The sequence below is a fragment of the Bacillus sp. FSL K6-3459 genome (genome assembly GCF_038003305.1).
Lineage (GTDB): Bacteria > Bacillota > Bacilli > Bacillales > Bacillaceae > Bacillus > Bacillus pumilus_O.
The window spans coordinates 2,709,071-2,734,517 of record NZ_JBBOOW010000001.1; the positions used below are offsets into that span (position 1 = coordinate 2,709,071).

Genomic DNA, 25,447 nt, shown 5'->3' on the forward strand with positions numbered 1-25,447 from the left:
GGAGGTAGCACATGTCTTTCCTTCAAATTGACCATGTGACCCATACGTACTTCTCTTTAAAAGAAAAAACAACGGCTATACAGCACATCAATATGGAGATAGACCAAGGTGAATTCATCTCATTTATTGGTCCCAGCGGCTGCGGAAAAACCACCTTGCTGTCTATCATCGCAGGAATCACACCGCCCTCTGAAGGTCGAATTTTAATCGAAGGAAAAGAACCAAATCAACAGGAGCATCAAATCGGCTATATGCTCCAGCAAGATTATTTGTTTCCTTGGAAGACCATTAAGGAAAATGTGATCCTCGGGTTAAAAATTGCGAAACAAGATTCACATGAGTCCGTCTCAGCTGCCCTTGATTTACTACCTAAGCTTGGACTACATGAAGTAGAGGAAAAATATCCGAAGGAGCTGTCTGGCGGAATGAGGCAGCGTGCGGCTCTCGCCCGAACGCTTGCAGTTGATCCCGGTCTGCTTTTACTTGATGAGCCATTTTCAGCGCTAGACTATCAAACCAAACTCACATTAGAAGATCTCGTCTTTGACACATTAAAAAACTATCAAAAAACAGCAGTCCTTGTGACACATGACATTGGCGAAGCCATTGCGATGAGTGACCGCATTTTCTTATTTTCAAAACACCCAGGCTCTATCCAGCGAATCTTTACCGTTCCAGACGACATAAGGGCTCTCTCTCCTTTTGAAGCGAGACAGACCCCGCATTTCCAAGAGCTCTTTCAAACGATTTGGAAGGAGCTGAAAACAGTTGAAACACAGTGATCTTTTACATGAAGCCTATCGTAAAAAATACCGAATGGAAAAACGGATCACACGTATCTATCAGCTCATCATATTCGCCAGCTTCTTTTCGCTTTGGGAGCTTGCCAGTCATTTCAGATTCATTGATCCGCTTATTTTCAGTTCACCATCAGCGGTTTGCCAATTGTTTGTACAAAAAATTCAAGATGGTTCTTTAATGAATCATATGAGTATTACATTATTTGAAACAGTGCTCGGTTTTCTACTTGGTACCTTTTGCGGCATTTTGCTCGCCGCCGCCTTATGGTGGTCCACCCGATTGGCAAACGTTCTTGACCCTTATTTAGTCATTTTAAATGCCATGCCAAAAGTGGCCCTCGCCCCCATTTTAATTGTTGCCCTTGGACCTGGTATGATCAGCATCGTCGCTATGGGTGCGATCATTAGTGTGATCATAACGACGATCGTCATTTACACTGCCTTTCAAGAGGTCGATGAGAATTATTTAAAGGTGATGAAAACCTTTGGTGCGAGAAAAAGCGTTGTCTTTCGAGAGGTCATTTTGCCAGCTAGTATTCCAACGATGATTTCTGCCATCAAAGTGAATGTTGGTCTTTCTTGGGTTGGGGTCATTGTAGGAGAATTTCTTGTATCCTCAAAAGGGCTCGGCTACATGATCATTTACGGCTTTCAAGTCTTCAACTTTACACTCGTGTTCTTAAGTCTTTTCATTATTGCCGTGTTCGCGACCATCATGTACCAGCTTGTGGAATGGCTCGAACGCCGTTTTCTCCAAAAATAAAAAAAGCACAGGGAGATGGGACTGACCCCATAAGATGAGACAAATAAAAAACACCTTCAAGTTTGAAAACGGATCGTTGTGATCCGAAATAAAACATGGAGGTGTTTTTTCTATGGGGACAAGAGTGAGTTATCCGGTTGAAGTCAAACAGAAGGCTGTGGAAATGAGGTTGGCAGGCGTACCTATGAAAGAGATCATGCAGGAATTGAATATCAAGAATAAGACGCAGGTTCAGACATGGGTGAGATGGCATAAAGCTGGGGATACACACAGGTTCGAACAACCTGTTGGAAAACAATATACCTATGGAAAGGGCCCCGAGTACTCTTCTGAATTAGAGAGACTACAGGCAGAAAATCGCTATTTGAGTCAACAGAATGAAGTTTTAAAAAAGTACAACGAATTGGAAAGGAAGTTGATAAGGAAACGTCAATCAAACTGGTAGAAGAATTTCGCAAAACGATGACGGTACAGGACATCTGTGTCCATTTAGGTACCTTACGTACTTCGTATTATAGATGGAAAAAGGATTTGACTCAGACTCATTCTAAAAGACAACTAGAGAAACAGGTCGGCACGTTGTGCCGAAAGCACAAATATCGATATGGTTATCGGAAAATCACAGCCATACTAAAAATGAGAATGCGTATTAACCATAAAACTGTTCAACGTATCATGCAGAAAAACCAGTGGCAATGCCGGGTTAAAATGAAAAAGCGTAAGAAGAATGGGCAGCCTTATGCCGTAGCTGGTAATATACTGGATCGGAATTTTCAGTCTGATCGCCCTCTTGAAAAACTAGTAACGGACATCACGTATTTGCCTTATGGACAGAAACAATTGTACCTTTCCAGTATATTGGATTTATATAATGGAGAAGTGATTGCTTTTACGATTGGTGATAAGCAGGACACAGACTTTATCTTAAACACACTTAATCAGCTCCCAGCACTTCCTGAGAATTGCGTGTTACATAGCGATCAAGGTTCTGTGTATACATCTTACGAGTATCAGAAAGCTGTTCATATAAAAGGCATTACCATGAGCATGTCCCGTAAAGGGACGCCCGCTGATAATGCCTCCATCGAATCGTTTCATTCCTCACTAAAGTCTGAAACGTTCTATCTTAACAGGATTGATCGCACTACAACCACCATCGTAGAACGCACTGTCAAAGAATACATTTATTATTATAACAACATTCGTATTCAAACGAAACTAAACAACCAATCACCGATAAACTATCGGCAATTGGCTGTATAAAGGTGTTTTGATTCCTGTCTCAAAAACGGGGGTCAGTTCCAGATCTCCCTGCGCTTTTTTTAACGAATCAAACCTTTCTTTTCTAAATAAGCCAGACTTTGTCTTAACACATCATCTTTCATAATAAAACTGAAATTCTTATTTTTTGCGATGGATCTTGGCAAGTCTGCGAAAAGAACAGGTCCTTTCGTTTCAAAATACGTGTCTTGCTTCACGAGCCTTTCAATATCAGCGAAATAAATATTTTTTACGATGACCTTTTCTCTTCCTAACACCTGATATTGGCCAATATACGTTAATTCACGAACAACAGCACCCGTCTCTTCTTGAATCTCACGTATAGCGGCTTGGTCTGCTTCTTCATTTGGCTCAACTTTCCCTCCTGGAAACTCATAGCCCCGATCCTCATGTTCAGTGAGCAGCCATTTCCCCTGGTAACGGCAGATGGCCCAAACATGCTTTGGATGACTTGAAAAAGGCTTCTCTTCAAAGGAGAGCTTGACCGTATTATGATAATAGTCTTTAAATACATGCATGTGAAATCCCTCATATCCTGTCCTTGCTTCTTGTAAAACATCATACCACAGATCACATTTCTCTGAAGAATTTTTATCAAAAGTGAAACAAACGAGTGGTTTCATTCCGTCTGTATTTAAAATGAGGTATTGTTGCTAAAACCTTTTTATCATCCCCAACTTCACCACATTTTAATCATGAAACCTTTTATCCCTTGATGACGTAAATCAACGAGTGTTTATCCTATGACGACGAGGAAGAAAACAACATGAGGATAAAACAAGAGAAAGATCAAGCGCGTACGTCCAGTAAAATTGAAAAAGAAGACGCCTCTCATGAGATGATCAAGAAACATCTCATCAAAGGGCAAAAGCTAGATTTAACAAGAGACAATCCGAATATCGACCAAATTCAAATCGGGCTTGGCTGGGATTTGGCTGGTCAGCCGATTGATTTAGATACGCAAGTATTTCTCTTAAATGAAGAGGACAAACTGTTGTCTCCAAACCATCTGATCTATTACCATCAGCAGCAAAGCTTGGACGGAGCTGTTCGTCACCTTGGTGATCATCAAGTAGGCGGCGGGTATCGAGATAATGAAATGATCATTATGCAATTAAGCAGAGTCTCTCCTGATATTCATAAAATCGTTGTAACAGCCACAATACATGATGCACATGAGCGTAAGCATCATTTTGGACAAGTGACGAACGCCTACGTGCATCTGACTGATCAAATCTCACAACAAGAGATTTGTACCTTTCAATTAACAGAAGATTATTCGTATTGTACCTCCATCATTTGCGCTCAACTCATCAGAGATGAGGAAGAATGGAAAATCATCGCAACCGGGCAAGGAACTACGCTAGATTTACATGATTTATGCCGCATTTACAGATTCACATCTTGACGCAGGAAAGGAGCCGGCACCAATGGGATTTCATTTCAACACAATAGAAGAACTCACTTTACAAGCAGAAGGAAGCGGAATCTTTTTTGCGAAAAAAGGCGCAATGATTGCCGATCAAGGTACGTTTCAATACCGCAAACGACTACTCGGCACGAACAAAGGAAATATGGTCAGTCAAGTATTTAACCATATCAGCAGGAAATTGACAGGTGAAAACTTTGAGGTGATGGAAGTCAGTGGACAAGGTATTTGTTATTTGGCTGATTCCAGCGAGCACGTGACAGTGATTAATCTTGAGCCGAGCGGTCCTTGGCAGCATGTAAGTGTAGAAAGTGAGGATTTACTTGCTTTTACCGAGGAATGTCATTACGGCGTGACACCAGTAGGCGTTGGGATTTTATCACAAAAAGGGCTGTTTACATCAAAGCTCTCCTACCAAGGCCACGGGGCGCAGGTCGCCATTAAAACAAATGGAAACCCGCTCATTTTAAAAGCTCCTTGCCGCGTAGATCCTGACGCCATTGTCGCTTGGACAGGTAAAGCACCGAAGGTCAAATTAGATGTGAACTGGAAGACCCTCATCGGGCAAACATCTGGTGAATCCTATTTATTTGAGTTCCAAGAACAAGACCAAATTGTCATTATCCAGCCATCTGAGCGTACATCCGGCTTACGGGTTGGTTTAGACGATAACCGTTACAAGCCTCAGAACCAGAGCTCATCTCATGAATTCACAAATTCACAGACATCTCAGCAAGAGAATAGAGGCGGGCTTAGTGATCTCATCGGAGGCATCTTACAACCGCGAAAATAAAAGCATGTAGAAAATCTCTACATGCTTTTTCAATTCATTAATCCATTTGTTTCAATAAAGTTCTTTGTCTCTTCATTGCCGAGCTTGAAAATCATAGAGTATATCTCTTTTCTTTTTCGATCCATTTCATCATTCGGACTGTCATAATGATATTCAAGATACGGAACATGCGCTCGAAAGAAGCCTTTCCAATCTGTCATATACTGTTCATCGAAATACTCTCTCAGCTGCAAAATTTGATCATCATCTGCTTCTATTTGAAATTGCCAAGCCGCCGCATCTCTATGCTGCGATATCGATCCATCCTGTACGGATACATAATATGTGTGTCTCGTCATCTGATTCATCCTTTTTCCTTTAGTATGGCCAGATATGAAGAAATTACGGCTTTTTGCGCAATTTATTTTTTAACATGTCCAACACATCAATAAATAACTGTGGAATCGGAATTCCGAGGGCATTGGCTGTCGAGACGATTTGGTAAGATTCATAAATAATATAAAAGATGATCGCTAAATCCTTAATCATCCCATTTGTTTTCAGCATGACATCGAAGAAATGCGCCATGGATATTAAGGAGACCGTCACAATCTTTCGAACAAGCCGCGTAGAAAAACGTTTCATTGTGAGCTGTCCTGTCAAAGATTCTCTTAGGCTTGAACAAATTAATTCAATCGCCATGAGTGTTACTAATATCATCAGTAAAGATCCTGCTCCACCAAACAGAAAGCCCATCGCTGACAAACTGACTGTAAACAACGAAAAGATGCCTAAATCCTTGCTCACTTGGCATCAACATCCTTTCAGAGTGGAACTCCTTACCTCAATAGTATATGCAAGATCCTCGCAATAGCTTGGACGACAAAAAATAAAGGCGTCGTCTTTTAAAGAAAAAAGCCGCCTTGTGCGGCGGCTTCCATCTTTAGACTCTCACATCGATAAAGCGAGCGTCTGAATCCTTTGGTTGAACAGCTTGAGGCTGCTGCTGGACTTGATCCAGCATGACCATGGCTTGTGCTGTATTCGTAGCAAGCTGTGAATTCAACAAACTAATATTAAGTGTCTTTTGAATGCTCGCGACTTGCTGACTCATCATTCCTGCAATAGAAGACATTTTCTCCCCTCCCTTCTCTTTTCTCTTCGGCTGAAAGCCCTATGATTTCAATGGGCTGTCTGTCACGATTCCAACAAAAAAGGAATGTCGATCTCTTGACGATCGACATTCCTTCCACATACGTATTATCCTAAATATGCTTTAAGCATCCAGTTGTGTTTCTCAATAGATTGATGAATTGCAAGCAGCATGTCACCGGTTGTTTCATCGCCAACTTCTCCAGCCAGCTCCATTCCTTGCTTTAATTCTTCAGCGATATTAGAGAAATCATCATAAAGATTTTTCACCATTTGCTCAGCTGATTCATTCCCTTCAGCTTCTTGAATGCTAGAAATTTCTAAGCATTCTTTCATTGTCGCAACAGGCTGTCCATTTAACGCAAGCATACGCTCAGCCAAATCATCAATGTATGTCGCTGTTTCTGTATAAAGTTCCTCAAATTTCTCATGGAGTGTAAAGAAGTCTTTTCCCTTTACGTACCAGTGATAGTTATGTAATTTTACGTAAAGCACAGTCCAATCTGCTACTTGTTTATTGACGACGTGTAATAATTTTTCAGACATGTTTATTCCTCCTTATGTAATTGCGTTTAGTATGAGAATACCCTTTTCCTATTATACTGAAACCTGCCATGAATTTCTTCTATTTTGACTGCATGAAATATATGTTAATATGGAAATAAGGAGGGAGTTAGATGCTGCTACTTGGGATTATCAGCTTTATCATTATCTCAATCGTTGTCTTTTTATCGCTGTGGACAACATCGAAGGCTTATGAATATAAGCATAAAATCGATACACCACAGGATGCTGAACCAAACCAACGTCCTAACCCGAAATAAAATGCCACTTAATGATGTGAGGTTTCTTTTTCAGTAGATGAATTCTCTTTTTTCACATCACCTACATGAATGTTCGTCTTTGGCATATTATGCTGCTGTTTAGCTGTCACATGGACTTGTATGATATAACGGCCATCTTTTTTAAAGGCTGTATGCAATTCATATACACCTTTGTTCTCTTTCTTTGGCTGAATCATCTTGCTGTTATCCTTATCGCCATCTTTCCACACTTCAAATTGAACTTCGTCTGCATCATCGACAGGCGTATCACCATATGTGACAGCTGCTTTTACTATAACGCTTTCATTTTTCTCTACTTGTTCAGGTCCTGTAAGCTTTACTTCTAATAGCTCAGGTACCTCCCCTTTGTCACTATTTGCTGCAGAGTTCCCACATGCACTTAATAACAAGAGCATCAATATCATTCCCAACATTTTTCGCATCCCTAGTTCCCCCTTCTTTTACTGACATGTCCATTTTAACAAATATCCCCTATTTTGACATCACATGATCAAATACAAAAAAACCGGACATCAACATGTCCGGTTTATGATTGATTATCCGAATACTTTGAGAAGCTCTTCTTGATCTTGAGAAAGCCAGAAACGCATCAAACGTTTTGCCCCTTCAAGGTCATGAAGCTTCGCTTGACCACATTGTTCTTCGTTTGCAGCAGGAATCTCTGTTACCTCAACTGCATCCTTGAATGTTGCATCAAGAAGTTCAACGATTTCTTCTGGAGTTGGTGCACCACTGACCACTAAATAGTAGCCTGTCTGACAGCCCATTGGAGAAATATCAATGATATCAAAATGATCGTATTTCTCTGAGTGTGTTCTAATGTTAAACGCAAGTAAATGCTCTAATGTATGAATCGTATCAGGTTTCATTGCTTGCTTGTTCGGCTGACAAAAACGAATATCAAATTTATTGACTTCTCCATCTGATCCCACTTTATGAACGCCACAATGACGAACGTATGGCGCTTTTACAGCATTATGATCAAGTTCAAAGCTTTCAACTGAAGGCATAATCACCACTCCTATAATTGCAATTTCCTATATTATAACATATTTCTCCGACCAGTTTAGTTTATAAAACTTTCCTTCCTTGTCCTTTTTTCTTATACTGTGATAGACAGACAAGGAGGAACCACTATGAAACAAGTTTTTATCGGCATCATACGCTTTTATCAAAAATGTATTTCTCCACTTACACCACCTAGCTGCCGGTTTTATCCAACATGCTCAAACTACGGGCTAGAAGCGATCAAAACGCATGGTGCGATAAAAGGCGGCTGGCTCACCATCAAACGGATTTTAAAATGTCATCCGCTCCATCCTGGCGGCATCGATCCTGTCCCGCCGAAAAAGGAAAAATAACTTACTTTTCATATCCGTTGACGACTACGTCAAGCTTGCCAGTTCCAGGATCAATGACAAGACCATGCACAGGCACATTTGATGGGAGAAGCGGGTGATTTTTCACAACGGACACACTGTCCTTCACGCTCTCTTCGACCGAACTAAAGCTTTTGAGCCACTGTTTAAAATCAATTCCTGAGTATTCCAGTACTTCAATCCGTTTTTCTGGGATACCACGCTCAATGGCTTTGTTTAAAAGTGTTTGGCTATCTATTTTGCTCATACCGCAATCATGATGTCCAATGACATAAACCTCGTCAGCATTTAATTCGTAAACAGCCACTAAAATGCTTCGCATAATACTTCCAAATGGATGAGACACAAGAGCACCAGCACTTTTAACGATCTTGATATCTCCATTTTTCATGTTCATTGCTCGTGGAAGCAGCTCGACAAGTCTTGTATCCATACATGACAGAATGACAGCTTTTTTCTGTGGAAACTTCGTTGTTGTAAACTCTTCGTATTTCTTTTCTTCAATAAATTGTTGATTATATTCGATGATTTCTTCTAAAAGTTTCATACGTTGTCCATTCCTTTATCTTTTTTTAAAAATAAATATAGCACAATGTGAGAAATTTCGTCACGTTTTGCAGCGCATTTTTTTTAAAGGAAACATCTTCTGGTGAAATTTTTTTATTTTCCTCTTTTCAAATCGTAATTATTACGATACAATAACTCAGGACATTAAATCGTAATCATTTCTATCTAATAGATTGAGAGGAGACATTTTCCACATGAAAAAAATCTTTTATATGTTAATAACTACATTATTTGCGATCGGTCTTGCCGCTTGCTCAAGCAGTGCGGGCACAAATGCTTCAAAAGGAAAAGCAGATGGAAAACTAACCGTCTACACCACCATTTTCCCGATTCAAGATTTCACTGAAAAAATTGGCGGTTCTCATGTTCATGCGCAAAGCGTCTACCCTGCCAATGCAGATGCACACAGCTTTGAACCAAGTTCAAAAACGATGGTTGAAATGGCTGAAGGTGACGCCTTCATCTACAGCGGCACAGGTGCTGAAGCATTCGCTGACAAAACCGCGTCTACCTTAAAAGACCAAGGCGTGAAAACAGTCAAAGCAGCCGAAGGCATCAAATTGTTATCGACAAAAGAAGAGCATTCACATGAAGACGGTGAAGATCACGATCATGAAGGGGAAGAACATGACCATGATGGACACGATCACGGAGATAAAGATCCTCATGCATGGTTAGACCCTGTTTATGCACAGCAAATGGCGAAAAACATTAAAAATACACTCGTTTCATTAGATCCAGATCATAAAGACGAATACACAAAAAACTATGAAAAACTAAAAAAAGATTTGCAATCGCTAGATCAAGAGTTCAACACAACCTTATCTAAAGCAAAACATAAAGAAATCCTTGTTTCCCACGCAGCCTACGGTTATTGGGAAAAGCGCTACGGTATTGAGCAAATTAGTGTATTAGGGTTATCCGCTTCTGAAGAGCCTTCACAAAAACAGCTCGAAAGCATTGTTCAAAAAGCTGAAAAGCATCACATTCAATATGTGATTTTTGAAAACAACGTCAGCAGCAAAGTCTCAGATACGATCCGCAGTGAAATTGGGGCAAAAAGCCTCACACTTAAAAATTTAGAATCTATAACTGAAGATGACGCCAAAAATGGCGAAAGCTACGTTAGCTTAATGAAACAAAACCTAAAGACCTTAAAAACTGCTTTAAATGATTAATTGTTAAACCCCGGGTGATGATCCGGGGGTTTTTGCTGTAAAAAAGCACACCATTTGGGACTGACCCCCCTTGTCCCCATAGAAAAAACACCTCCATGTTTTATTTCGGATCACAACGATCCGTTTTCAAACTTGAAGGTGTTTTTTATTTGTCTCATCTTATGGGGTCAGTTCCGTTCCGTAGGGTGTGCTTTTTTATATTACATTTGATACTTTTTCTTAAACAACTCGGCTCTTCCGCCTTTTTCTCCGAATTTTTGGCGTCCTGTATAAAAAGGATGCGTATCGGAGCTTGTTTCTACTTTAATGACAGGATACGTTTTCCCATCTTCCCATTCTACTGTCTCATTGGATGACTTTGTCGATTTACTCAAAAAGCGGTAGCCGCTGTTTACGTCCATAAATACAACTTCATGTGAGGTTGGATGAATATCTCTTTTCAATGTCAAAACTCCTTTCATTATCAAAACGTAACAATTACGTTTTATACTCATATTCTACTCCCTCTTTTACAACTTGTCAAAAATCAAGCTTTCTTATTCAGGAAGAATAATCTAAAAATGGTGGAGAATAATAACATCATGTAAAAGAGAAGCGATAAGAAAGGCGGAGAAAAAATTGACTGATCTCGTTTTAGCTAGAAGCCTGTTCGGCACAACCATGGGCTTTCACATTATTTATGCCTCGCTTGGCGTCGGCATCCCGCTAATGATTTTGTTAGCTGAACTCATCTTCCAAAAAACGAAGGATCCTCACTATGCTGTCATGGCGAAACGGTGGACGAAAGCCCAGGCTGTCTTGTTAGGTGTCGCCATTCCAACAGGTACGATTGCTGGTACCCAGCTCGCTCTTCTATGGCCAGGTTTTATGGAGGTCATCGGAAAGGTCATGTCACTGCCATTTCAGATTGAAATTTATGCGTTCTTTATTGAAGCATTATTTATGTCTATTTATGTGTACGCAGCGGATCGCCTATCTCCTGCGATGCGGATTATTACCGTTATTTTTGTTGTGATTGGCGCAGCCGCTTCAGCGATTCTGATCACAAACGTACATGCGTTTGAAGGTACTCCTGCTGGCTTTCAAATGGTCAATGGAGAAATTACGAATATCGAGCCTTGGAAAGCCTTTTTTAATCCAAGCTTCGTCGTAACTGCGACACATGTCGTACTGTCTGCTTTTACAACAGGTGCTTTTGTCATTGCATCAGTGGCCGCTTTTAAAATGCTCAAAACAAGAAAGAATGAAAAACTCTATACGTTTCATCGAAAAGCTCTTTTTCTGGGACTCATTGTAGGCGGCCTCTTCTCATTTCTTACGGCTATAAATGGTCATGAGTCTGCTCAGCTTCTATACGAATATCAGCCAGAAAAGTTAGCTGGTGCTGAAGGTTTATTTGAAACACAATCACATGCGCCTCTCGCAATAGGTGGTTTTACTGATGCCGATTCAAAGGAAATTAAAGGAGCAATTGAAATCCCTTGGGCGCTTAGTTTCCTAGCAGGGAATAGCTTTGATACAGTGGTCAAAGGCTTAAATGATTTCCCGCGTGACGAGTGGCCGCCTTTATTTATTCACACGTTATTTAACGGCATGGTCATTATTGGCTCAGTCCTCATTTTGTTTGCGGTGCTAGCATTGCTTTACCGTAAAATTTTAAAACGCGAACATTATCCGAAGTGGCTTCTTTTTCTTTACTTATTCGGCGGGCCCCTTAGTCTTTTAGCTATTGAATTCGGCTGGATCTTTGCATGTACAGGCCGTCAGCCATGGGTCATTTATCGAATGCTCAAAACCTCAGAGGTCGTCACATCATCAGGCTCAATTGGCACACTTTTTATCCTATTTGCCATTGTCTATCTCATCTTAGGCATAGCAACTGTGATTGTGCTGACGTACTACTTTAGAAAACATTCGATTGAAGAAGACCTACGGTTATCAGAATCTTAAAAAGGAGCGATCTAGATGCAAATGGATGTGACAACTGATGCACTCATTGCAATCACCATCTTATGGGGGTTCGTTTTTATCTATGCAGTGATGGCATCAATGGATTTCGGCGCAGGATTTTGGTCCATGATTTATATGAATAAAGAACAAACAAAGGCCGCTAATATCGCAAATAAGTACCTTTCTCCAACATGGGAAGTAACGAACGTATTCATTGTCGCAATTGTTGTTGCGTTGTTTAGCATGTTTCCAGGTGCGACCTTTGTCCTTGGTACGGTTTTATTAATACCCGGCAGTATTATATTATTGCTTCTTGCACTGCGAAGCGGGTTTCTCGTGTTTTCTCATTCTCTTCCTAAAAAATACAGAAAAGCAGTGACTTACATTTCAGGGATTAGCGGCTTTATCATTCCATCGATCCTCATCATGGTTCTTCCGATTACTCATGGTGGATTTATCTTCGAGGAGAACAACAACTACTCATTAGATCTTGGACTCGTCTTTACGAGTGCAAATGTCTATTCTTTTGTCGGCTTTGCCATTTTCAGCACCCTTTTTCTTTCTTCATTGCTTTTAGCTGATTTTTCGAATGTGGCTGATGAAGATGAAGCTTACAGCATTTATAGAAGAGGAGCGCTCATTACGGGTCCGCTTTCACTCATGATGGCCTTTTTCATCATGCTGACATTAAGAAGCGAGGCAAATTGGCTGTTCACAAAAATGATGCAGAACATCCCTATTCTTCTTGTATCACTCCTGATGTTTTTGCTAGCAGGGCTGGCTCTATTTTTGCCAAATAGCCGGTTTAAGCATCGGAAAGGCAGGCCGCGTTTAGCTGTCATTGCGATTACCCTTCAATATTTTTTAGCAAGCTACGTGTACGGACGTGCCCATTTGCCTTATATGGCCTATCCAGATATTACAATCATGTCTGGATTTACAGACCCTGTGACATTTAGAGCATTATTTATCACGTATATTGTAGGTTTTATCATCTTATTTCCTGGGTTCTATTTTTTCTGGAAATTGTTTATGAAGGATAAGCGCTATATTCGCCAAGAAGATTAACGTGAATGGATAAGGTTCATTTCGGTTACATTATAGAAGAAAGACATACTCAAAAGGAGGTCATCTATATGAGTCAAAAAATCCTTTGTGAAGTCAATAACTGTTCCTATTGGAATGCTGGAAACCGCTGTGGGGCAGATGCAATCTATGTCGTCAGCCACACAGGTAATACGGCTGAAAAAAGTGAAGAAACGGATTGTAAAACGTTTAAACCACAAGATCTTTAAGTCTCATTCAAGGAGGCGCTTCACATTGAAACACGATCGGCTGCTTCAAACATTTTTTGACGAAATTCATGACGCGGACGAAGCCGCATTTTATCAGGCTGCTCACTCCTTTTTAAATCTTTGGGATTATGAATATGGCCATGCAACAGACATGCCAAGTGAGATGAATCACTATATTGGACAGCTTGCTTATGACAGCGAACTGGTAGAAGAGTAAGAAAGAGCGGATCACCGCTCTTTCTTTTTTGTTGAGACAGGAAGGAAAGACTTTCTCTCACTATATATAGATTTTAATGGATGTGCAAAAGGTGAATACCTCATTTTCACATCACAAAATCATGTTTTGTAAACACGTCAATTTTATCTGAAAAAGAACGAAGCGCTTGATAATCCACTTCTACGCCCATTCCTGGGGAACGAGGCACCTCAATAAAACCATTTTCAACCTTGATTTCAGGATAAATGATATCCTGCTCCCAATATTTTGACGAAGCTGAAATGTCACCTGGAATTGTAAATTGCGGAAGAGAAGCAAGTGCCACGTTCTGCGCGCGGGAAATGCCTGTTTCAATCATTCCCCCACACCATAATGGAATTTGATGCTCTTTACTAAATGTATGGATTTTAAGGGCTTCTGTCAGCCCTCCAACTCGAGAAGGCTTCACATTAATAATCTGACAACTGCCAAGCTCTACAGCTTTTCTAGCATCATCTAAGGAACAAATACTTTCATCCAAACATATCGGTGTTTTTAAATGCTTTTGCAAATGGCGATGATCGACGATATCATCTGCAGCTAAGGGCTGTTCAATCATTAATAAGCGAATGTCATCGAGTTGCTTGAGTTTGCTTATATCCTTTAACTCATAAGCAGAGTTTGCATCCGCCATTAGTGGAAGGTGGGGAAAAGACTCTCTAATTTTTTTAAGGAGTCCAATATCCTGTCCCGGCTTAATTTTCACCTTCACACGCTGATAGCCTTGATCCACAAATTGCTGTATTTGCTTTAGCATGTCATCTACGGGTCCTAATCCTGCTACAACTCCAGAAGGTATTCTATCCTTGGTGCCGCCTAATACATCTCGTAACGACTTATTCTCACGCTTCGCATAAATCTCCCAAACAGCGGCTTCAATTCCCGCTTTCGCCATCCGATTCCCTTTAAATTGGTACAGGCTGTCTGGTATTTCTGAAGGGTGTGTAAAGGTGCGTGTCAGCACATTTGGTATAAAGAAAGCTCTCAGCATATGGTAACAGGTCTCAATGGTTTCTTCCGTATACCACGGAGAAGAAAAGGCTGACACTTCTCCCCATCCAGTCAATCCCGTTTGATCTTTTACCTCGACAATAATAAATTCACGATCTGAGATGGTCCCAAGACTTGTGGTAAATGGCTGCTTGAGCTTCATCGTGACATGATATAAAATCACTCGTTCAATTTGAATCATCTAAAAACCCCTTTGACTTGAGTCTGTGCCTCTGCAATTTATTTGACGCATTTCTTGGCAGCTCGTCCACAAAGTGAAAAGCGGCAGGCCATTTATATTTTGCTAGATGCGACTCACATAAAGCATAGAGCTCATTCTCCGATATTTTATGATCCGTGACAAGAAAGGCAGCTGGTACCTCTCCCCATCTATCATCATATATACCCGTCACTCCGGCTTCCTTTACATGCGGATGTGTTAAAAGGACCGCTTCAATTTCAGCAGGATAAATATTCTCACCGCCAGAAATAATCAAATCTGAACGGCGGTCAAGCACAAATAAAAAACCTTCCTCATCCACATAGCCAATATCCCCCGTTTTCAACCAGCCTTGATCAAAGGCAGCAGCGGTCGCCTCTTCACGGTAAAGGTACCCTTTCATGACATTTGCCCCTTTCACCATAATTTCGCCATGCTCAAAAGGACGACAAATGCGTGTACCATCTTGAATTTTCAGCTCACACCCAAAAAGGGGTTTTCCCGCTGATCCAAGCTTTTCTACACTAAATTCAGGTGCAAGGGTCACAATTTGTGAACAAGTCTCTGTCATGCCGTACGATTGAAAGACAGGGAACCCTTTCTCTTTGCTTTCTTGAAGCATCGCCAAAGGCGCAGGCCCTCCGCCTAATAAAAGACAGCGCAAAGAAGACGGACATTCTTCCAGTCTGCTTAATAAACGAGATAACATCGTTTGGACAACAGATATCATCGTCACACGATGCTGTTCAATCGAACCTATTACTTCATCGACATCAAACTTCTGATGAAGTACGATAGTCATCCCATAAATCACAGACTTAAATAAAGCGGATAATCCGCTAATATGAAAAAGAGGCAGTGAAATAAGCCAGCGATCATCCTCTCTGAGGCCCATATTGAGTGCAGAGGAAACTGCACTATGAAAATGATTACCAAACGTTTGCTCGACCCCTTTTGGGCGTCCTGTTGTGCCAGATGTATACATGATCGTCGCTGTTTGGTTCAAGTCAAAATCGTTTTCGATTTTCTTTACATTCTCTTGACCTGCTTCAGGTAACGTCTCCATTGTATAAACGGGAAGTTCATCCTTATGATCACTGGCATAATCAGGTTCAGTAAATAAAGCGACTACTTTTGCATCTTCAAGTTGAAAGCGTCTTTCTGCTTTTGTTAACTTATTGTTCAAAAGAACGATTTTGAATCCTAATGAAAAACAAGCATGGACAAGCATCACCATTTGAGGATGGTTGTTCATCAGAAGCCCGACTGCTTCCCCTTTTTTTAATGTTGTTTGTGCCAGTCTATTTGAAAGCTCATTGACTTCATCAGCTAAATCGCGGAATGTCCATTTTTTATCTTGATAAATGAGCGCGACTCTTTCTGGTGTTACATAAGCACGGTGGAGCAGCCAATTCGGTTGCTTCATCATGACACCTCCTTTTCGTAAAAGAAAACAGCTTAGTCTGATGCACTAAGCTGTTTTTCATCGGTATGATTGAATCAAGGGAAACGCGGGAACTGACCGAAGTCCGGCTTGCGTTTTTCCTTAAAGGAATCGCGTCCTTCTTTTGCTTCATCTGTTGTGTAATAAAGAAGAGTCGCATCTCCTGCAAATTGTTGAATTCCAGCTAATCCATCCGTATCTGCATTAAATGCAGCCTTCAAGAATCGTAAAGCAGTCGGGCTCTTTTCTAGCATCTCCTCACACCACTTCACTGTTTCTTCTTCAAGCTGCTCTAATGGTACAACTGTATTGACAAGTCCCATATCAAGCGCTTCTTGTGCATTGTATTGACGGCATAAGTACCAGATTTCTCTCGCTTTCTTATGACCTACAATACGGGCAAGGTAGCCTGAACCATAACCAGCATCAAAGCTCCCTACTTTTGGACCAGTTTGTCCAAAAATTGCATTATCTGCTGCAATTGTCAGGTCACATACAATATGAAGAACGTGTCCGCCGCCGATGGCATAACCAGCAACCATCGCAACAACAGGTTTTGGAATGACACGAATCAAACGCTGTAAGTCCAGTACATTTAGACGCGGAATTTGGTCGTCTCCTACATAACCGCCATGACCCCGTACTTTTTGGTCTCCACCAGAACAGAATGCTTTGCCTCCAGCACCTGCAAGTACGATCACACCAACATTCGAATTATCACGAGCACGCGAAAATGCATCAATTAATTCACTTACAGTCTTAGGTGTAAACGCGTTATGTACATGTGGACGATTAATCGTAATCTTTGCAATCCCATTGTACGTTTCATATAAAATTTCGTCATATTGACGCTCAGTTTGCCATTCAATAGCCATCAATAGTTCCTCCTCTAATCTTGGTTAATAAACTCACTAACTATTTTACCAAAAAAATGTGGTTGTTCCACATGAACTGTATGCCCAGCCTGCTCAGCCAATATAAATTGACTGCCTTCAAGCTCCTGCTGCATACGTGTAGCGATATTGCAGAACTTTTCATCAAGCGCTCCACAAATCAACAAAACAGGTAAATTCAAATGCTTTAATGCCTTCCAAACAGAGGGCTGCGAACCTGTTCCTATACCTTCTAAGCTACGAGCTAGTCCAAGCGGATTGGCTTTCAGCCTTCCCTTTCTTAGTTGAGCCTGCGCATGTGCTGATAAAGTTTTCTGCGAAGCAAATAGTGGGATACTCTCCCAAAAATCCACAAACTCCACTAAACCTTCATGTCTCATTTTCTGAGCGAGCTGATGATCATGTTTAAGTCTTGCCATCCGCTCTTTAAACGTGCGAAGCCCTGGAGAGGTACTCTCTAAAATCAACTTGTTGACTCGCTCTGAATAACGATAGGCAAATGATAAAGCAATACGTCCTCCCATAGAATATCCGAGAATATTCACTTTGTGAAGCTTTAATTGGTTTAAAATCTCTGCAAGATCTGCCAGTTGATGCGACATCGCATATCTTCTTATACTTTCTGGTGAGTCCGTGCGGCCATGTCCAAGCAAGCTGACTTGAATCAATCTTGTATTATCCATATAAGCATTCAAAAGGTTCCAAGAAGTCGCGCTTCCAGTAAAACCGTGTAAGCATAGCGTGGCATTCTCACCTGATGGATTCTGATCTATTACCTCGTACGCCACACCATCACGCATTCGTATTATGAAAGAAGACATTCTTTTTTCACTTCTTCCAATATGTCATCCATCATTTGACGATGTTTGCTTACACGAGAATGCCGATCTGTTTCAATTTCAATTAAATGAAGTCCAGGCTCTTCTATATGCGCCTTATAGACGTCATGGAATTCTTGTTTCGTTGAAGGTTTCGAATAGGTTCCCCCATACAGCTTAGAAGCATACTCAAAATTCAGTCCAGTCGGTGTACCAAAGAGTTTTTCATAATACGGTTCCTCAGACGCCTGCGGAAGGAAAGAAAAAATGCCTCCTCCATCATTGTTTAACAGCACAACCGTCAGTGGAATGTCCATCAACTTAGCTGCAAGGAGACCATTCATATCATGGTAAAATGATAAATCTCCAATCACTAAGGTGACTGGCTGTTTCAAAGCCGCATACGTGCCAAGTGCTGTAGACACGACACCATCTATACCATTTGCGCCTCGATTCGCCATCATTCGAAAAGGCTTCGATTGCGCTTCAAAAAATGTATCCACATCACGAATCGGCATACTATTTCCGATAAAAAGAACACTTTCCTTCGGCAATAGATACTGAAGCTGACGGTACACATTCCCCTCAAATGACAGATCCTCATCAGAATAATGGGAAGCATGCGTTCTGAATGATGAATTAGCATCCTTCCAGCGCTTTAGAAAGCTTGTATCCTCACGTTGATCCGCTCTATTGACTACTTCATCTACAAAAGCTGCCACATTACTTTCAATGATGTATGAAGCACTCAATCCAGGATCTCGAAAACCTCCAGCAGCATCAACAACAATCTGATTCACTTCCGCATGTTTTTCCAGCCATTTGAATAAAGGTTTAGACACAGGCATCGGTCCAAAACGAATGACCATATCCGGCAATAGATGCTGCTGCAATGCTTCATCTTTCAATAAAGAATCATACGCATCAATAATAAGATCTGCATGCTCATGACCATTTCGCAAATGAGAAAGCGGGTCCGCTAAAATCGGCATATGTAAGGTTTTTGAAAGACGTAACACTGCCTCTTTTTCTTTCTGTGTATGAAGCTCTCCACACACAATCAGCCCCTTTTTGAAACGGTTCATGACCGTCACAATTTCAGATAGCGCATCATCATTTGGGTAAGCCTGACCTGTAGCTAATACCTTTTTTCTGTCTGTTTCTTCTCTGTCGAAAGGATCAATAGACAAATCCGGAAGCAATGGTTCTCTCAGAGGGACATTGATTTGTACAGGTCCTTTCGGCTCTTGCATTGACATATGATTTGCTCTTGCCGCAGCAGTCTGAACATAGCGTAACATCGCCTGACTTTCTTCTGGCAATGCTAAGTCTGTGAACCATTTAACAAACTTACCGAATAAGAATTGCTGATCAATCGCTTGAGGTGCCCCAACTTCCCTCAATTCGTGCGGCCGATCAGCAGTTAAAACAATAAGTGGTACACGGGAATAATGTGCCTCTACAATAGCTGGGTAAAAGTTAGCTGCTGCTGTACCTGATGTACAAATAAGCAGCACTGGTGTTTGACTTGCTTTTGCAAGACCAAGCGCATAAAAAGCAGCAGACCGTTCATCCACTAATACATGGACATTGATGTCTTGGTGGGCAAGAGCCAGCATTGCAAGCGGGGTTGAACGAGAACCTGGACAGACAACTGTCTCTTGTACGCCACCTTGGACAAATTCATCCATCAATCTGCCAATATATGTTGTCATGATGTGATTATTCAATAGGACGACCTCCAAGGGCAGATAGCATTGGTCTTAATTTCACTTGCGTTTCCTCGTACTCCTGTTTTGCAAGGGAATCCTCTACGATGCCGCAGCCAGCGAACAAACGAACATGGTCTTCCTCAATAAGACCTGACCGAATAGCGACAGCAAATTCTCCATTATCTTGAGAGTCAATCCACCCCACCGGCGCCGCGTACCAGCCACGTTTCAACGGTTCGATTTCCCGAATGACCTCAACTGCCTTTTCCTTCGGATATCCGCCTAATGCTGGCGTCGGATGGAGCTGTTCAATTAATGAAAAGAGGGAACAGTTGTTTTTAATTTCTCCCACAATCGGTGTAAACAAATGCTGAATGTTTTTTGTTTTATATAGACTAGGTTGATTTGGTTTGTGCACATGAAGGCAATTGGCCTCAAATGCTTGCTCAATCATATTGACAACAATTTGATGTTCAATCAAATTCTTCTCATCATGTAGCAGTTCTTCGCCTAATGCTCGATCTTCCGATTCATTTTTTCCACGAACAATCGAACCTGCTAAACAAGATGAAAAGACCTCTCCGCCGCTTTTTTTCACTAAGCGTTCCGGCGTAGCTCCGACAAATGCTTGTCTCCCCTGTTCAACCGCAAATACATAACTCGTTGTTTGATGCTTTAATAATTCTGATAACAGTGGAGCGAGTTCAATTTGATTTTTATAGTGAAGCAAGACTTCTCTTGCTAAAACAACCTTTTCATATTCGTTTGCACGAATGTGGTCTGTCGCTTCTTGGATCGCCTTCATCCATTCCTTCACATCTAGTTCTTCCATATGAACAAGTTCAGCTTGTCCATCATGTCTAAGCGGTAATGTTTCAAAATGAGAAGCTTTTTGTTCTAATTCTTGAATGAGCTGATGAACATTTCCATCCACCTGCTTCCATTCATTGATCGTAAGAAACGTGCCTTCTTTCGAGACAGTGAGCATCATCGATGGCACAAAAAAATGAGCCTCACCAAAAGCTTCCCAATGACGCGCTTTCTCTTCATACGGATCAAATGAGAATCCACCAAATAAAAGCGGACCAACAGCCGCTTGCCTTAACTCCTTCTCATCATGAAAATGGAACATGTGCTGCTTCAGCTGTTCCCATTCTTGATGGACAGTATCAAATCGTTCCTTGCCTTGCTCAGATGATTTAATAACGGCCGCTCTGCCAAGTCCAGAAAATATCATTTTGCTTTCTGGATCAGACCAAAAAAACCGCTCGCCTAAAAAATCCGCTTCGCCGCTTTGGAAAAAGGCAAGAGGATCCAGATCGTCAACTCTTCTGGAGTAGCTTATCAAAACAGCATGGTTGACGTTATTCGCTTCTTCTAATGTCGCAAGCGCTTCCTGCCGGAAAGTACTTTGCACTGTTGTCACCATGATACATTCCTCCAAAATCCATGAAATAACATAAAAAAATAAAACCATCATGAAAAAATACGTGAACATCCGAGTATGTCGAATGACCTGCTTTTCTATTATAAACCTTAACAGATGAACTTAGTAAAGAAAACAGCTTTTAAAACCTCGAATCCTTATTATATCACGCTTTCTAGATTTTTTCGCTCCCGCTTCTTGAAACGAGAGCATCTATAAGAAAAATGGAAAGTCTTGTTCTAGAATCAAGCTTTCTCTCGATATGGCAACGATTAGCAAACATCTTTTTCTGGTTTCATCGCATCAATATATTGACACCTTTTTGAACTTTGCTAAACTGGAATTTGGACGTGTACGTATTTTTTTATTTAAAGGAGTATATTTTATGCAGCATCAATCGATATCAGATCAGCTTTCACCGATTAAGCCTGATAAGAACTGGCGTATTTGGTGGAATTTACTACGACCGCATACATTAACAGCAGCATTTATTCCCGTTACTTTAGGAACTGTTCTAGCACTTCCAAGTGGTCAAATACATGTTGGGCTATTTTTAGCTATGCTGTTTGCATCTATGTTTATTCAAATCGCAACGAACATGTTTAATGAATACTTTGATTTTGTTCGCGGATTGGACAACGAGAAATCTGTCGGTATCGGCGGCGCCATTGTCAGAAATGGTGTAAAGCCAAAAACAGTTCTCGGCCTTGCTTATGCACTATTTGCGCTTTCTTTACTACTGGGAGTATACATTTGCATGATGTCTAGCTGGTGGATTGCACTGATAGGACTCATTTGTATGGCAGCAGGCTATTTCTATACAGGCGGTCCTGTTCCTATTGCATATACACCGTTTGGAGAACTTGTGTCAGGTGCTTTTATGGGACTAGGAATTATCTTGATCAGTTTCTATATTCAAACAGGCACACTGACGTCTAAAGCTGTTCTCGTCTCATTACCAATTTCTATTTTAGTTGGTGCCATCTTACTATCGAACAATATCCGTGATTTAGACGGCGATAAAGAAAATGGACGAAAAACACTTGCTATCCTTGCTGGGCGAAAAGCGGCAGTGAACATTTTACTTTCCATGTTTTTGATCTCATATGTACTTATTTTTGTTTATATCTTTACAGATATTGTCGGCCTTTGGAGTCTTCTTGTTTTACTCAGTGTCCCAAAAGCATATACAGCTATCAAAGAATTTAAGCAAAAAGAAAAACCAATTGAATTAATGAATGCCATGAAATCGACAGCTCAAACCAATACATTTTTCGGTTTCCTGCTAACAATCGCTTTGATCTTACAATACTATATTGCTTAACAAAGAACGCCTGCCCTAGCCGCAGGCGTTTTTTCATAAGGAATTGCTTCAAATTGGAACTATTCTTACAGACAAAATTGCTCATACTAACATTATGTTTGATATGAAAGGATGATCGCTTTGTTGTCTAAAGACGAATTACACCATTTGAAGCAGCGACTTCTCGATGAAAAACACGAACTCGAAGCCAAAAGCCATAACGATGAACAAAAAGTATCATTTCCTTATGATTCTGTCGGAGATCTGTCAGCCTATGATAATCATCCAGGTGATCAAGGGACAGAGCTGTTCGAACGCGGGAAAGATATTGCGTTAAACAGTTTGGAACATGAACATCTGTTAGACATCAATGAAGCACTTCAAGCCATCACAGACGGCTCTTATGGCCAGTGCAAGGTCTGTAAAACCCCTATCCCAAAGGAACGCTTAGAGGCCTTACCTAGTGCCGTCACATGCACAGAGCATTCAAAAGAACAAACCGTTTCCCAACACCGGCCAATTGAAGAGGATTTATTAAGTCCGCCCTCAGGGCAATTCGAAAATGAAGAAAGTGCAGCCTACGATGGAGAGGATGCATATCAAGACGTAGAACGGTATGGAAACTCTGATACACCATCCGATATGGAATTTCCTCCATTGACATACGATGATGTGTATACACAATCAGAGGATGAAGATTATGTCGAAGACTATGAAGGATTCGCAGCTGCTGATATTGAGGGAAAAGCAAGTAAGGTGTATCCAAATAAAGCCCACGAAGCTTATGAAGAAGCATTGGACGAAGAAGGCGTCATGACCGTATTTGGTGATTTGAAGCCGTACGAAGAAGAACCTTATACAGAAGAAAATCATTAGTCCCCTCATAATGGGGGCTTCATGTTTATATCATGTAATAATTGGGAAATCACTTTAAGAGTGAATTTGATTGGAGGAGATTCTTAATGGCAAGAAAAAGTATCATATGGGCAGTGATTGTCTTCTTTATTACATACGCATTATTTTCTATTGCCGGCTTCCTGTTTCCGATTGACAGAGAGTGGTATGATGCATTAAATAAACCGGAATGGACACCGAGTGGTGGTGTAATTGGTGCTGTATGGGCTGTCTTATTTGCTCTCATCTCGTTGTCCGCAGCGATCATTTATGGAAAATATGGATTTCAAAAAATCACTTTACCATTTTGGATTCTTTTTCTTTTAAATTATGTATTTAATCAAGCCTTTAGTTTTTTTCAATTTACACAAAAAGATTTATTTGCCGCTACGATCGATTGCCTGCTTGTAGCACTGACAGCACTTGCTCTTGTAATCGTCTCGCGTAAACTAAGCAAAGTCGTTCCAATTTTACTCATCCCTTATGTCTTATGGGGCTTCTTTGCAACATACTTGTCTTATACGATCTATTCCATGAACATGTAAAAAAAGACCGCTATAATGGCGGTCTTTCTTTTTTTGGAGAAAATAAAAAGAGATCTTTGACAAGACCTCTTTTAAGTATGACCCGTACGGGATTCGAACCCGTGTTACCGCCGTGAAAGGGCGGTGTCTTAACCGCTTGACCAACGGGCCAGATAAATGGCGGAGAAGGAGGGATTTGAACCCTCGCGCCGCTTGCGCGACCTACACCCTTAGCAGGGGCGCCTCTTCAGCCACTTGAGTACTTCTCCATTTGGCTCCGCAGGTAGGACTCGAACCTACGACCGATCGGTTAACAGCCGATAGCTCTACCACTGAGCTACTGCGGAATATCATGGTGGGCCTGAGTGGACTCGAACCACCGACCTCACGCTTATCAGGCGTGCGCTCTAACCAGCTGAGCTACAGGCCCATGATTGGATATACAAATGGAGCGGGTGATGGGAATCGAACCCACGACATCAGCTTGGAAGGCTGAGGTTTTACCACTAAACTACACCCGCAAATATATGTATGGGGCGATTGATGGGAATCGAACCCACGAGTGCCAGAGCCACAATCTGGTGCGTTAACCACTTCGCCACAACCGCCATACTATCAATATTTTTTTATAAAAGTGGCTCGGGACGGAATCGAACCGCCGACACACGGATTTTCAGTCCGTTGCTCTACCAACTGAGCTACCGAGCCATGTATTCATTTTAAAAATGGCGGTCCGGACGGGACTCGAACCCGCGACCTCCTGCGTGACAGGCAGGCATTCTAACCAACTGAACTACCGGACCATTTTGGTTGTATAAAATAATTTGGTTGCGGGGGCAGGATTTGAACCTGCGACCTTCGGGTTATGAGCCCGACGAGCTACCGAACTGCTCCACCCCGCGATGATATCAATTTAAGTTTTTAAAAAATATGGCGGAGGAAGAGGGATTCGAACCCCCGCGGGCTTTGACACCCCTGTCGGTTTTCAAGACCGATCCCTTCAGCCGGACTTGGGTATTCCTCCGTATAGATGGTGGACCTTGTAGGACTCGAACCTACGACCGGACGGTTATGAGCCGTCTGCTCTAACCAACTGAGCTAAAGGTCCTTTATAGCGGCGGAGGGGATCGAACCCCCGACCTCACGGGTATGAACCGTACGCTCTAGCCAGCTGAGCTACACCGCCATGATCAAAATAATCTTTTAAAAGTGGAGCCTAGCGGGATCGAACCGCTGACCTCCTGCGTGCAAGGCAGGCGCTCTCCCAGCTGAGCTAAGGCCCCATAAAAGATGGTCGGGAAGACAGGATTCGAACCTGCGACCCCTTGGTCCCAAACCAAGTGCTCTACCAAGCTGAGCTACTTCCCGATCTTAATGGCGCGCCCGAGAGGAGTCGAACCCCTAACCTTTTGATCCGTAGTCAAACGCTCTATCCAATTGAGCTACGGGCGCTTATTTTATAATGCCGAGGGCCGGACTTGAACCGGCACGGTAGTCACCTACCGCAGGATTTTAAGTCCTGTGTGTCTGCCAATTCCACCACCCCGGCGTGGATG

General features: G+C 41.6%; 30 protein-coding genes and 16 tRNA genes. 15 read left to right on the plus strand and 31 right to left on the minus strand.

Going from position 1 to position 25,447, the window contains the following annotated elements:
• The first annotated feature begins 11 nt into the window (after nt 1–11).
• From MHI35_RS13710 to MHI35_RS13720, 3 genes are all read left to right on the plus strand, one after another.
• On the plus strand, nt 12–782 hold the full coding sequence (locus MHI35_RS13710) for an ABC transporter ATP-binding protein (protein WP_211062832.1): 771 nt from the start codon (nt 12–14) through the stop codon (nt 780–782).
• A gap of 34 nt (nt 783–816) precedes the next feature.
• A complete protein-coding gene (locus MHI35_RS13715) occupies nt 817–1,563 on the plus strand; it encodes an ABC transporter permease (RefSeq protein ID WP_372585422.1) in 747 nt (248 codons plus the stop codon).
• A gap of 112 nt (nt 1,564–1,675) precedes the next feature.
• Nucleotides 1,676–2,826 (plus strand): IS3 family transposase gene (locus tag MHI35_RS13720; RefSeq protein WP_340992414.1). Its coding sequence is split into 2 segments (ribosomal slippage): nt 1,676–1,949 and nt 1,949–2,826, totalling 1,152 coding nucleotides; the frame shifts between segments, so codons are not numbered across the junction.
• A gap of 59 nt (nt 2,827–2,885) precedes the next feature.
• Here MHI35_RS13720 and ytkD read toward each other — a convergent pair.
• A complete protein-coding gene (ytkD, locus tag MHI35_RS13725) occupies nt 2,886–3,362 on the minus strand; it encodes an RNA deprotection pyrophosphohydrolase (protein WP_335349324.1) in 477 nt (158 codons plus the stop codon).
• Between the two features lie 248 nt (nt 3,363–3,610).
• On the opposite strand from ytkD, the gene MHI35_RS13730 reads away from it, so the two are divergent.
• The gene (locus MHI35_RS13730) at nt 3,611–4,252 is read left to right on the plus strand and encodes a TerD family protein (protein ID WP_335349325.1); all 642 of its coding nucleotides are present in this window, start codon (nt 3,611–3,613) and stop codon (nt 4,250–4,252) included.
• Nucleotides 4,253–4,274: 22 nt separating this feature from the next.
• Entirely contained in the window at nt 4,275–5,066 is a 792-nt protein-coding gene (locus tag MHI35_RS13735) for an AIM24 family protein (RefSeq protein WP_335349326.1), read from the plus strand.
• 29 nt (nt 5,067–5,095) lie between these two features.
• On the opposite strand, the gene MHI35_RS13740 is transcribed toward MHI35_RS13735, so the two are convergent.
• The 4 genes from MHI35_RS13740 to MHI35_RS13755 all read right to left on the minus strand — a co-directional run bounded on the left by MHI35_RS13740 (nt 5,096) and on the right by MHI35_RS13755 (nt 6,743).
• A complete protein-coding gene (locus tag MHI35_RS13740; protein WP_012010990.1) occupies nt 5,096–5,404 on the minus strand; it encodes a hypothetical protein in 309 nt (102 codons plus the stop codon).
• A gap of 43 nt (nt 5,405–5,447) precedes the next feature.
• Nucleotides 5,448–5,852, minus strand: a complete 405-nt coding sequence (locus MHI35_RS13745; protein WP_144523718.1) for a phage holin family protein — start codon at nt 5,850–5,852, stop codon at nt 5,448–5,450.
• A gap of 136 nt (nt 5,853–5,988) precedes the next feature.
• Entirely contained in the window at nt 5,989–6,180 is a 192-nt protein-coding gene (locus MHI35_RS13750; RefSeq protein WP_003217712.1) for a hypothetical protein, read from the minus strand.
• A 125-nt stretch (nt 6,181–6,305) separates the two neighbouring features.
• Nucleotides 6,306–6,743, minus strand: coding sequence for a Dps family protein (locus tag MHI35_RS13755; protein WP_012010992.1), 438 nt, complete (start codon nt 6,741–6,743; stop codon nt 6,306–6,308).
• Between the two features lie 131 nt (nt 6,744–6,874).
• Here MHI35_RS13755 and ytzI point away from each other — a divergent pair, with 131 nt between their 5' ends.
• Nucleotides 6,875–7,021 carry a YtzI protein gene (gene ytzI / locus MHI35_RS13760; protein ID WP_041815877.1) on the plus strand — a complete coding sequence of 49 codons (147 nt, stop codon included), beginning with the start codon at nt 6,875–6,877 and terminating at the stop codon, nt 7,019–7,021.
• Nucleotides 7,022–7,029: 8 nt separating this feature from the next.
• Here ytzI and MHI35_RS13765 read toward each other — a convergent pair whose 3' ends face one another.
• Both MHI35_RS13765 and MHI35_RS13770 read right to left on the minus strand, forming a co-directional pair.
• The gene (locus tag MHI35_RS13765; protein ID WP_144523717.1) at nt 7,030–7,464 is read right to left on the minus strand and encodes a FixH family protein; all 435 of its coding nucleotides are present in this window, start codon (nt 7,462–7,464) and stop codon (nt 7,030–7,032) included.
• Nucleotides 7,465–7,578: 114 nt separating this feature from the next.
• The gene (locus MHI35_RS13770; RefSeq protein ID WP_012010994.1) at nt 7,579–8,052 is read right to left on the minus strand and encodes an S-ribosylhomocysteine lyase; all 474 of its coding nucleotides are present in this window, start codon (nt 8,050–8,052) and stop codon (nt 7,579–7,581) included.
• Between the two features lie 126 nt (nt 8,053–8,178).
• Between MHI35_RS13770 and yidD the strand changes: the two genes are divergently transcribed.
• A complete protein-coding gene (gene yidD / locus MHI35_RS13775) occupies nt 8,179–8,403 on the plus strand; it encodes a membrane protein insertion efficiency factor YidD (protein WP_144523716.1) in 225 nt (74 codons plus the stop codon).
• A 1-nt stretch (nt 8,404) separates the two neighbouring features.
• Here yidD and MHI35_RS13780 read toward each other — a convergent pair whose 3' ends face one another.
• A complete protein-coding gene (locus tag MHI35_RS13780; protein WP_012010995.1) occupies nt 8,405–8,968 on the minus strand; it encodes a beta-class carbonic anhydrase in 564 nt (187 codons plus the stop codon).
• Between the two features lie 214 nt (nt 8,969–9,182).
• Here MHI35_RS13780 and MHI35_RS13785 point away from each other — a divergent pair, with 214 nt between their 5' ends.
• Entirely contained in the window at nt 9,183–10,166 is a 984-nt protein-coding gene (locus MHI35_RS13785; RefSeq protein WP_335349327.1) for a metal ABC transporter solute-binding protein, Zn/Mn family, read from the plus strand.
• A 200-nt stretch (nt 10,167–10,366) separates the two neighbouring features.
• On the opposite strand, the gene MHI35_RS13790 is transcribed toward MHI35_RS13785, so the two are convergent.
• Complete coding sequence (locus MHI35_RS13790) at nt 10,367–10,609, minus strand: type B 50S ribosomal protein L31 (protein ID WP_003217579.1); 243 nt, start codon at nt 10,607–10,609, stop codon at nt 10,367–10,369.
• Nucleotides 10,610–10,784: 175 nt separating this feature from the next.
• Here MHI35_RS13790 and MHI35_RS13795 point away from each other — a divergent pair, with 175 nt between their 5' ends.
• The 4 genes from MHI35_RS13795 to MHI35_RS13810 all read left to right on the plus strand — a co-directional run bounded on the left by MHI35_RS13795 (nt 10,785) and on the right by MHI35_RS13810 (nt 13,628).
• Nucleotides 10,785–12,116 carry a cytochrome ubiquinol oxidase subunit I gene (locus MHI35_RS13795; RefSeq protein ID WP_211064436.1) on the plus strand — a complete coding sequence of 444 codons (1,332 nt, stop codon included), beginning with the start codon at nt 10,785–10,787 and terminating at the stop codon, nt 12,114–12,116.
• Between the two features lie 21 nt (nt 12,117–12,137).
• The gene (locus tag MHI35_RS13800) at nt 12,138–13,184 is read left to right on the plus strand and encodes a cytochrome d ubiquinol oxidase subunit II (RefSeq protein ID WP_186325114.1); all 1,047 of its coding nucleotides are present in this window, start codon (nt 12,138–12,140) and stop codon (nt 13,182–13,184) included.
• Nucleotides 13,185–13,252: 68 nt separating this feature from the next.
• The gene (locus MHI35_RS13805) at nt 13,253–13,411 is read left to right on the plus strand and encodes a DUF1540 domain-containing protein (protein ID WP_008360682.1); all 159 of its coding nucleotides are present in this window, start codon (nt 13,253–13,255) and stop codon (nt 13,409–13,411) included.
• A 25-nt stretch (nt 13,412–13,436) separates the two neighbouring features.
• Nucleotides 13,437–13,628 carry a hypothetical protein gene (locus MHI35_RS13810; protein WP_211064435.1) on the plus strand — a complete coding sequence of 64 codons (192 nt, stop codon included), beginning with the start codon at nt 13,437–13,439 and terminating at the stop codon, nt 13,626–13,628.
• A gap of 106 nt (nt 13,629–13,734) precedes the next feature.
• On the opposite strand, the gene menC is transcribed toward MHI35_RS13810, so the two are convergent.
• The 6 genes from menC to MHI35_RS13840 form a co-directional block, all read right to left on the minus strand.
• On the minus strand, nt 13,735–14,859 hold the full coding sequence (menC, locus tag MHI35_RS13815; protein WP_144523691.1) for an o-succinylbenzoate synthase: 1,125 nt from the start codon (nt 14,857–14,859) through the stop codon (nt 13,735–13,737).
• On the minus strand, nt 14,846–16,306 hold the full coding sequence (locus MHI35_RS13820; RefSeq protein ID WP_335349328.1) for an o-succinylbenzoate--CoA ligase: 1,461 nt from the start codon (nt 16,304–16,306) through the stop codon (nt 14,846–14,848). The genes menC and MHI35_RS13820 overlap by 14 nt, the downstream gene beginning before the upstream one ends.
• A 71-nt stretch (nt 16,307–16,377) precedes the next feature.
• Complete coding sequence (gene menB / locus MHI35_RS13825; RefSeq protein WP_044142129.1) at nt 16,378–17,196, minus strand: 1,4-dihydroxy-2-naphthoyl-CoA synthase; 819 nt, start codon at nt 17,194–17,196, stop codon at nt 16,378–16,380.
• A gap of 14 nt (nt 17,197–17,210) precedes the next feature.
• Nucleotides 17,211–18,035, minus strand: coding sequence for a 2-succinyl-6-hydroxy-2,4-cyclohexadiene-1-carboxylate synthase (menH, locus tag MHI35_RS13830; protein WP_144523693.1), 825 nt, complete (start codon nt 18,033–18,035; stop codon nt 17,211–17,213).
• Nucleotides 18,020–19,762 carry a 2-succinyl-5-enolpyruvyl-6-hydroxy-3-cyclohexene-1-carboxylic-acid synthase gene (gene menD, locus MHI35_RS13835; protein ID WP_335349329.1) on the minus strand — a complete coding sequence of 581 codons (1,743 nt, stop codon included), beginning with the start codon at nt 19,760–19,762 and terminating at the stop codon, nt 18,020–18,022. Before menD ends, menH begins: the two co-directional genes overlap by 16 nt.
• Nucleotides 19,755–21,173, minus strand: a complete 1,419-nt coding sequence (locus MHI35_RS13840; protein ID WP_335349330.1) for an isochorismate synthase — start codon at nt 21,171–21,173, stop codon at nt 19,755–19,757. The genes menD and MHI35_RS13840 overlap by 8 nt, the downstream gene beginning before the upstream one ends.
• A gap of 382 nt (nt 21,174–21,555) precedes the next feature.
• Here MHI35_RS13840 and MHI35_RS13845 point away from each other — a divergent pair, with 382 nt between their 5' ends.
• The 3 genes from MHI35_RS13845 (at nt 21,556) to MHI35_RS13855 (ending at nt 23,912) form a co-directional block, all read left to right on the plus strand.
• A complete protein-coding gene (locus MHI35_RS13845; protein WP_012011005.1) occupies nt 21,556–22,494 on the plus strand; it encodes a 1,4-dihydroxy-2-naphthoate polyprenyltransferase in 939 nt (312 codons plus the stop codon).
• Between the two features lie 120 nt (nt 22,495–22,614).
• Complete coding sequence (locus MHI35_RS13850; RefSeq protein WP_335349331.1) at nt 22,615–23,349, plus strand: TraR/DksA C4-type zinc finger protein; 735 nt, start codon at nt 22,615–22,617, stop codon at nt 23,347–23,349.
• Between the two features lie 86 nt (nt 23,350–23,435).
• Nucleotides 23,436–23,912: a TspO/MBR family protein gene (locus tag MHI35_RS13855; protein WP_088004139.1), complete on the plus strand. Its 477-nt coding sequence runs from the start codon at nt 23,436–23,438 to the stop codon at nt 23,910–23,912.
• Between the two features lie 78 nt (nt 23,913–23,990).
• Here MHI35_RS13855 and MHI35_RS13860 read toward each other — a convergent pair.
• From MHI35_RS13860 to MHI35_RS13935, 16 genes are all read right to left on the minus strand, one after another.
• Nucleotides 23,991–24,062 (minus strand) — tRNA-Glu (locus tag MHI35_RS13860).
• Between the two features lie 7 nt (nt 24,063–24,069).
• Nucleotides 24,070–24,160 (minus strand) — tRNA-Ser (locus MHI35_RS13865).
• Between the two features lie 3 nt (nt 24,161–24,163).
• Nucleotides 24,164–24,238 (minus strand) — tRNA-Asn (locus MHI35_RS13870).
• Between the two features lie 6 nt (nt 24,239–24,244).
• A tRNA-Ile gene (locus MHI35_RS13875) sits at nt 24,245–24,321 on the minus strand.
• Between the two features lie 17 nt (nt 24,322–24,338).
• Nucleotides 24,339–24,412: transfer RNA gene (locus MHI35_RS13880), tRNA-Gly, on the minus strand.
• Between the two features lie 11 nt (nt 24,413–24,423).
• Nucleotides 24,424–24,499: transfer RNA gene (locus tag MHI35_RS13885), tRNA-His, on the minus strand.
• A gap of 27 nt (nt 24,500–24,526) precedes the next feature.
• Nucleotides 24,527–24,599 (minus strand) — tRNA-Phe (locus tag MHI35_RS13890).
• 18 nt (nt 24,600–24,617) lie between these two features.
• Nucleotides 24,618–24,694: transfer RNA gene (locus MHI35_RS13895), tRNA-Asp, on the minus strand.
• 22 nt (nt 24,695–24,716) lie between these two features.
• Nucleotides 24,717–24,793 (minus strand) — tRNA-Met (locus tag MHI35_RS13900).
• Nucleotides 24,794–24,822: 29 nt separating this feature from the next.
• Nucleotides 24,823–24,915, minus strand: a tRNA-Ser gene (locus MHI35_RS13905).
• Between the two features lie 7 nt (nt 24,916–24,922).
• Nucleotides 24,923–24,999 (minus strand) — tRNA-Ile (locus MHI35_RS13910).
• Between the two features lie 4 nt (nt 25,000–25,003).
• Nucleotides 25,004–25,077: transfer RNA gene (locus MHI35_RS13915), tRNA-Met, on the minus strand.
• Nucleotides 25,078–25,101: 24 nt separating this feature from the next.
• Nucleotides 25,102–25,174: transfer RNA gene (locus MHI35_RS13920), tRNA-Ala, on the minus strand.
• Between the two features lie 8 nt (nt 25,175–25,182).
• Nucleotides 25,183–25,259 (minus strand) — tRNA-Pro (locus tag MHI35_RS13925).
• Nucleotides 25,260–25,266: 7 nt separating this feature from the next.
• Nucleotides 25,267–25,343, minus strand: a tRNA-Arg gene (locus MHI35_RS13930).
• An 11-nt stretch (nt 25,344–25,354) separates the two neighbouring features.
• A tRNA-Leu gene (locus MHI35_RS13935) sits at nt 25,355–25,440 on the minus strand.
• Nucleotides 25,441–25,447 lie beyond the last annotated feature (7 nt).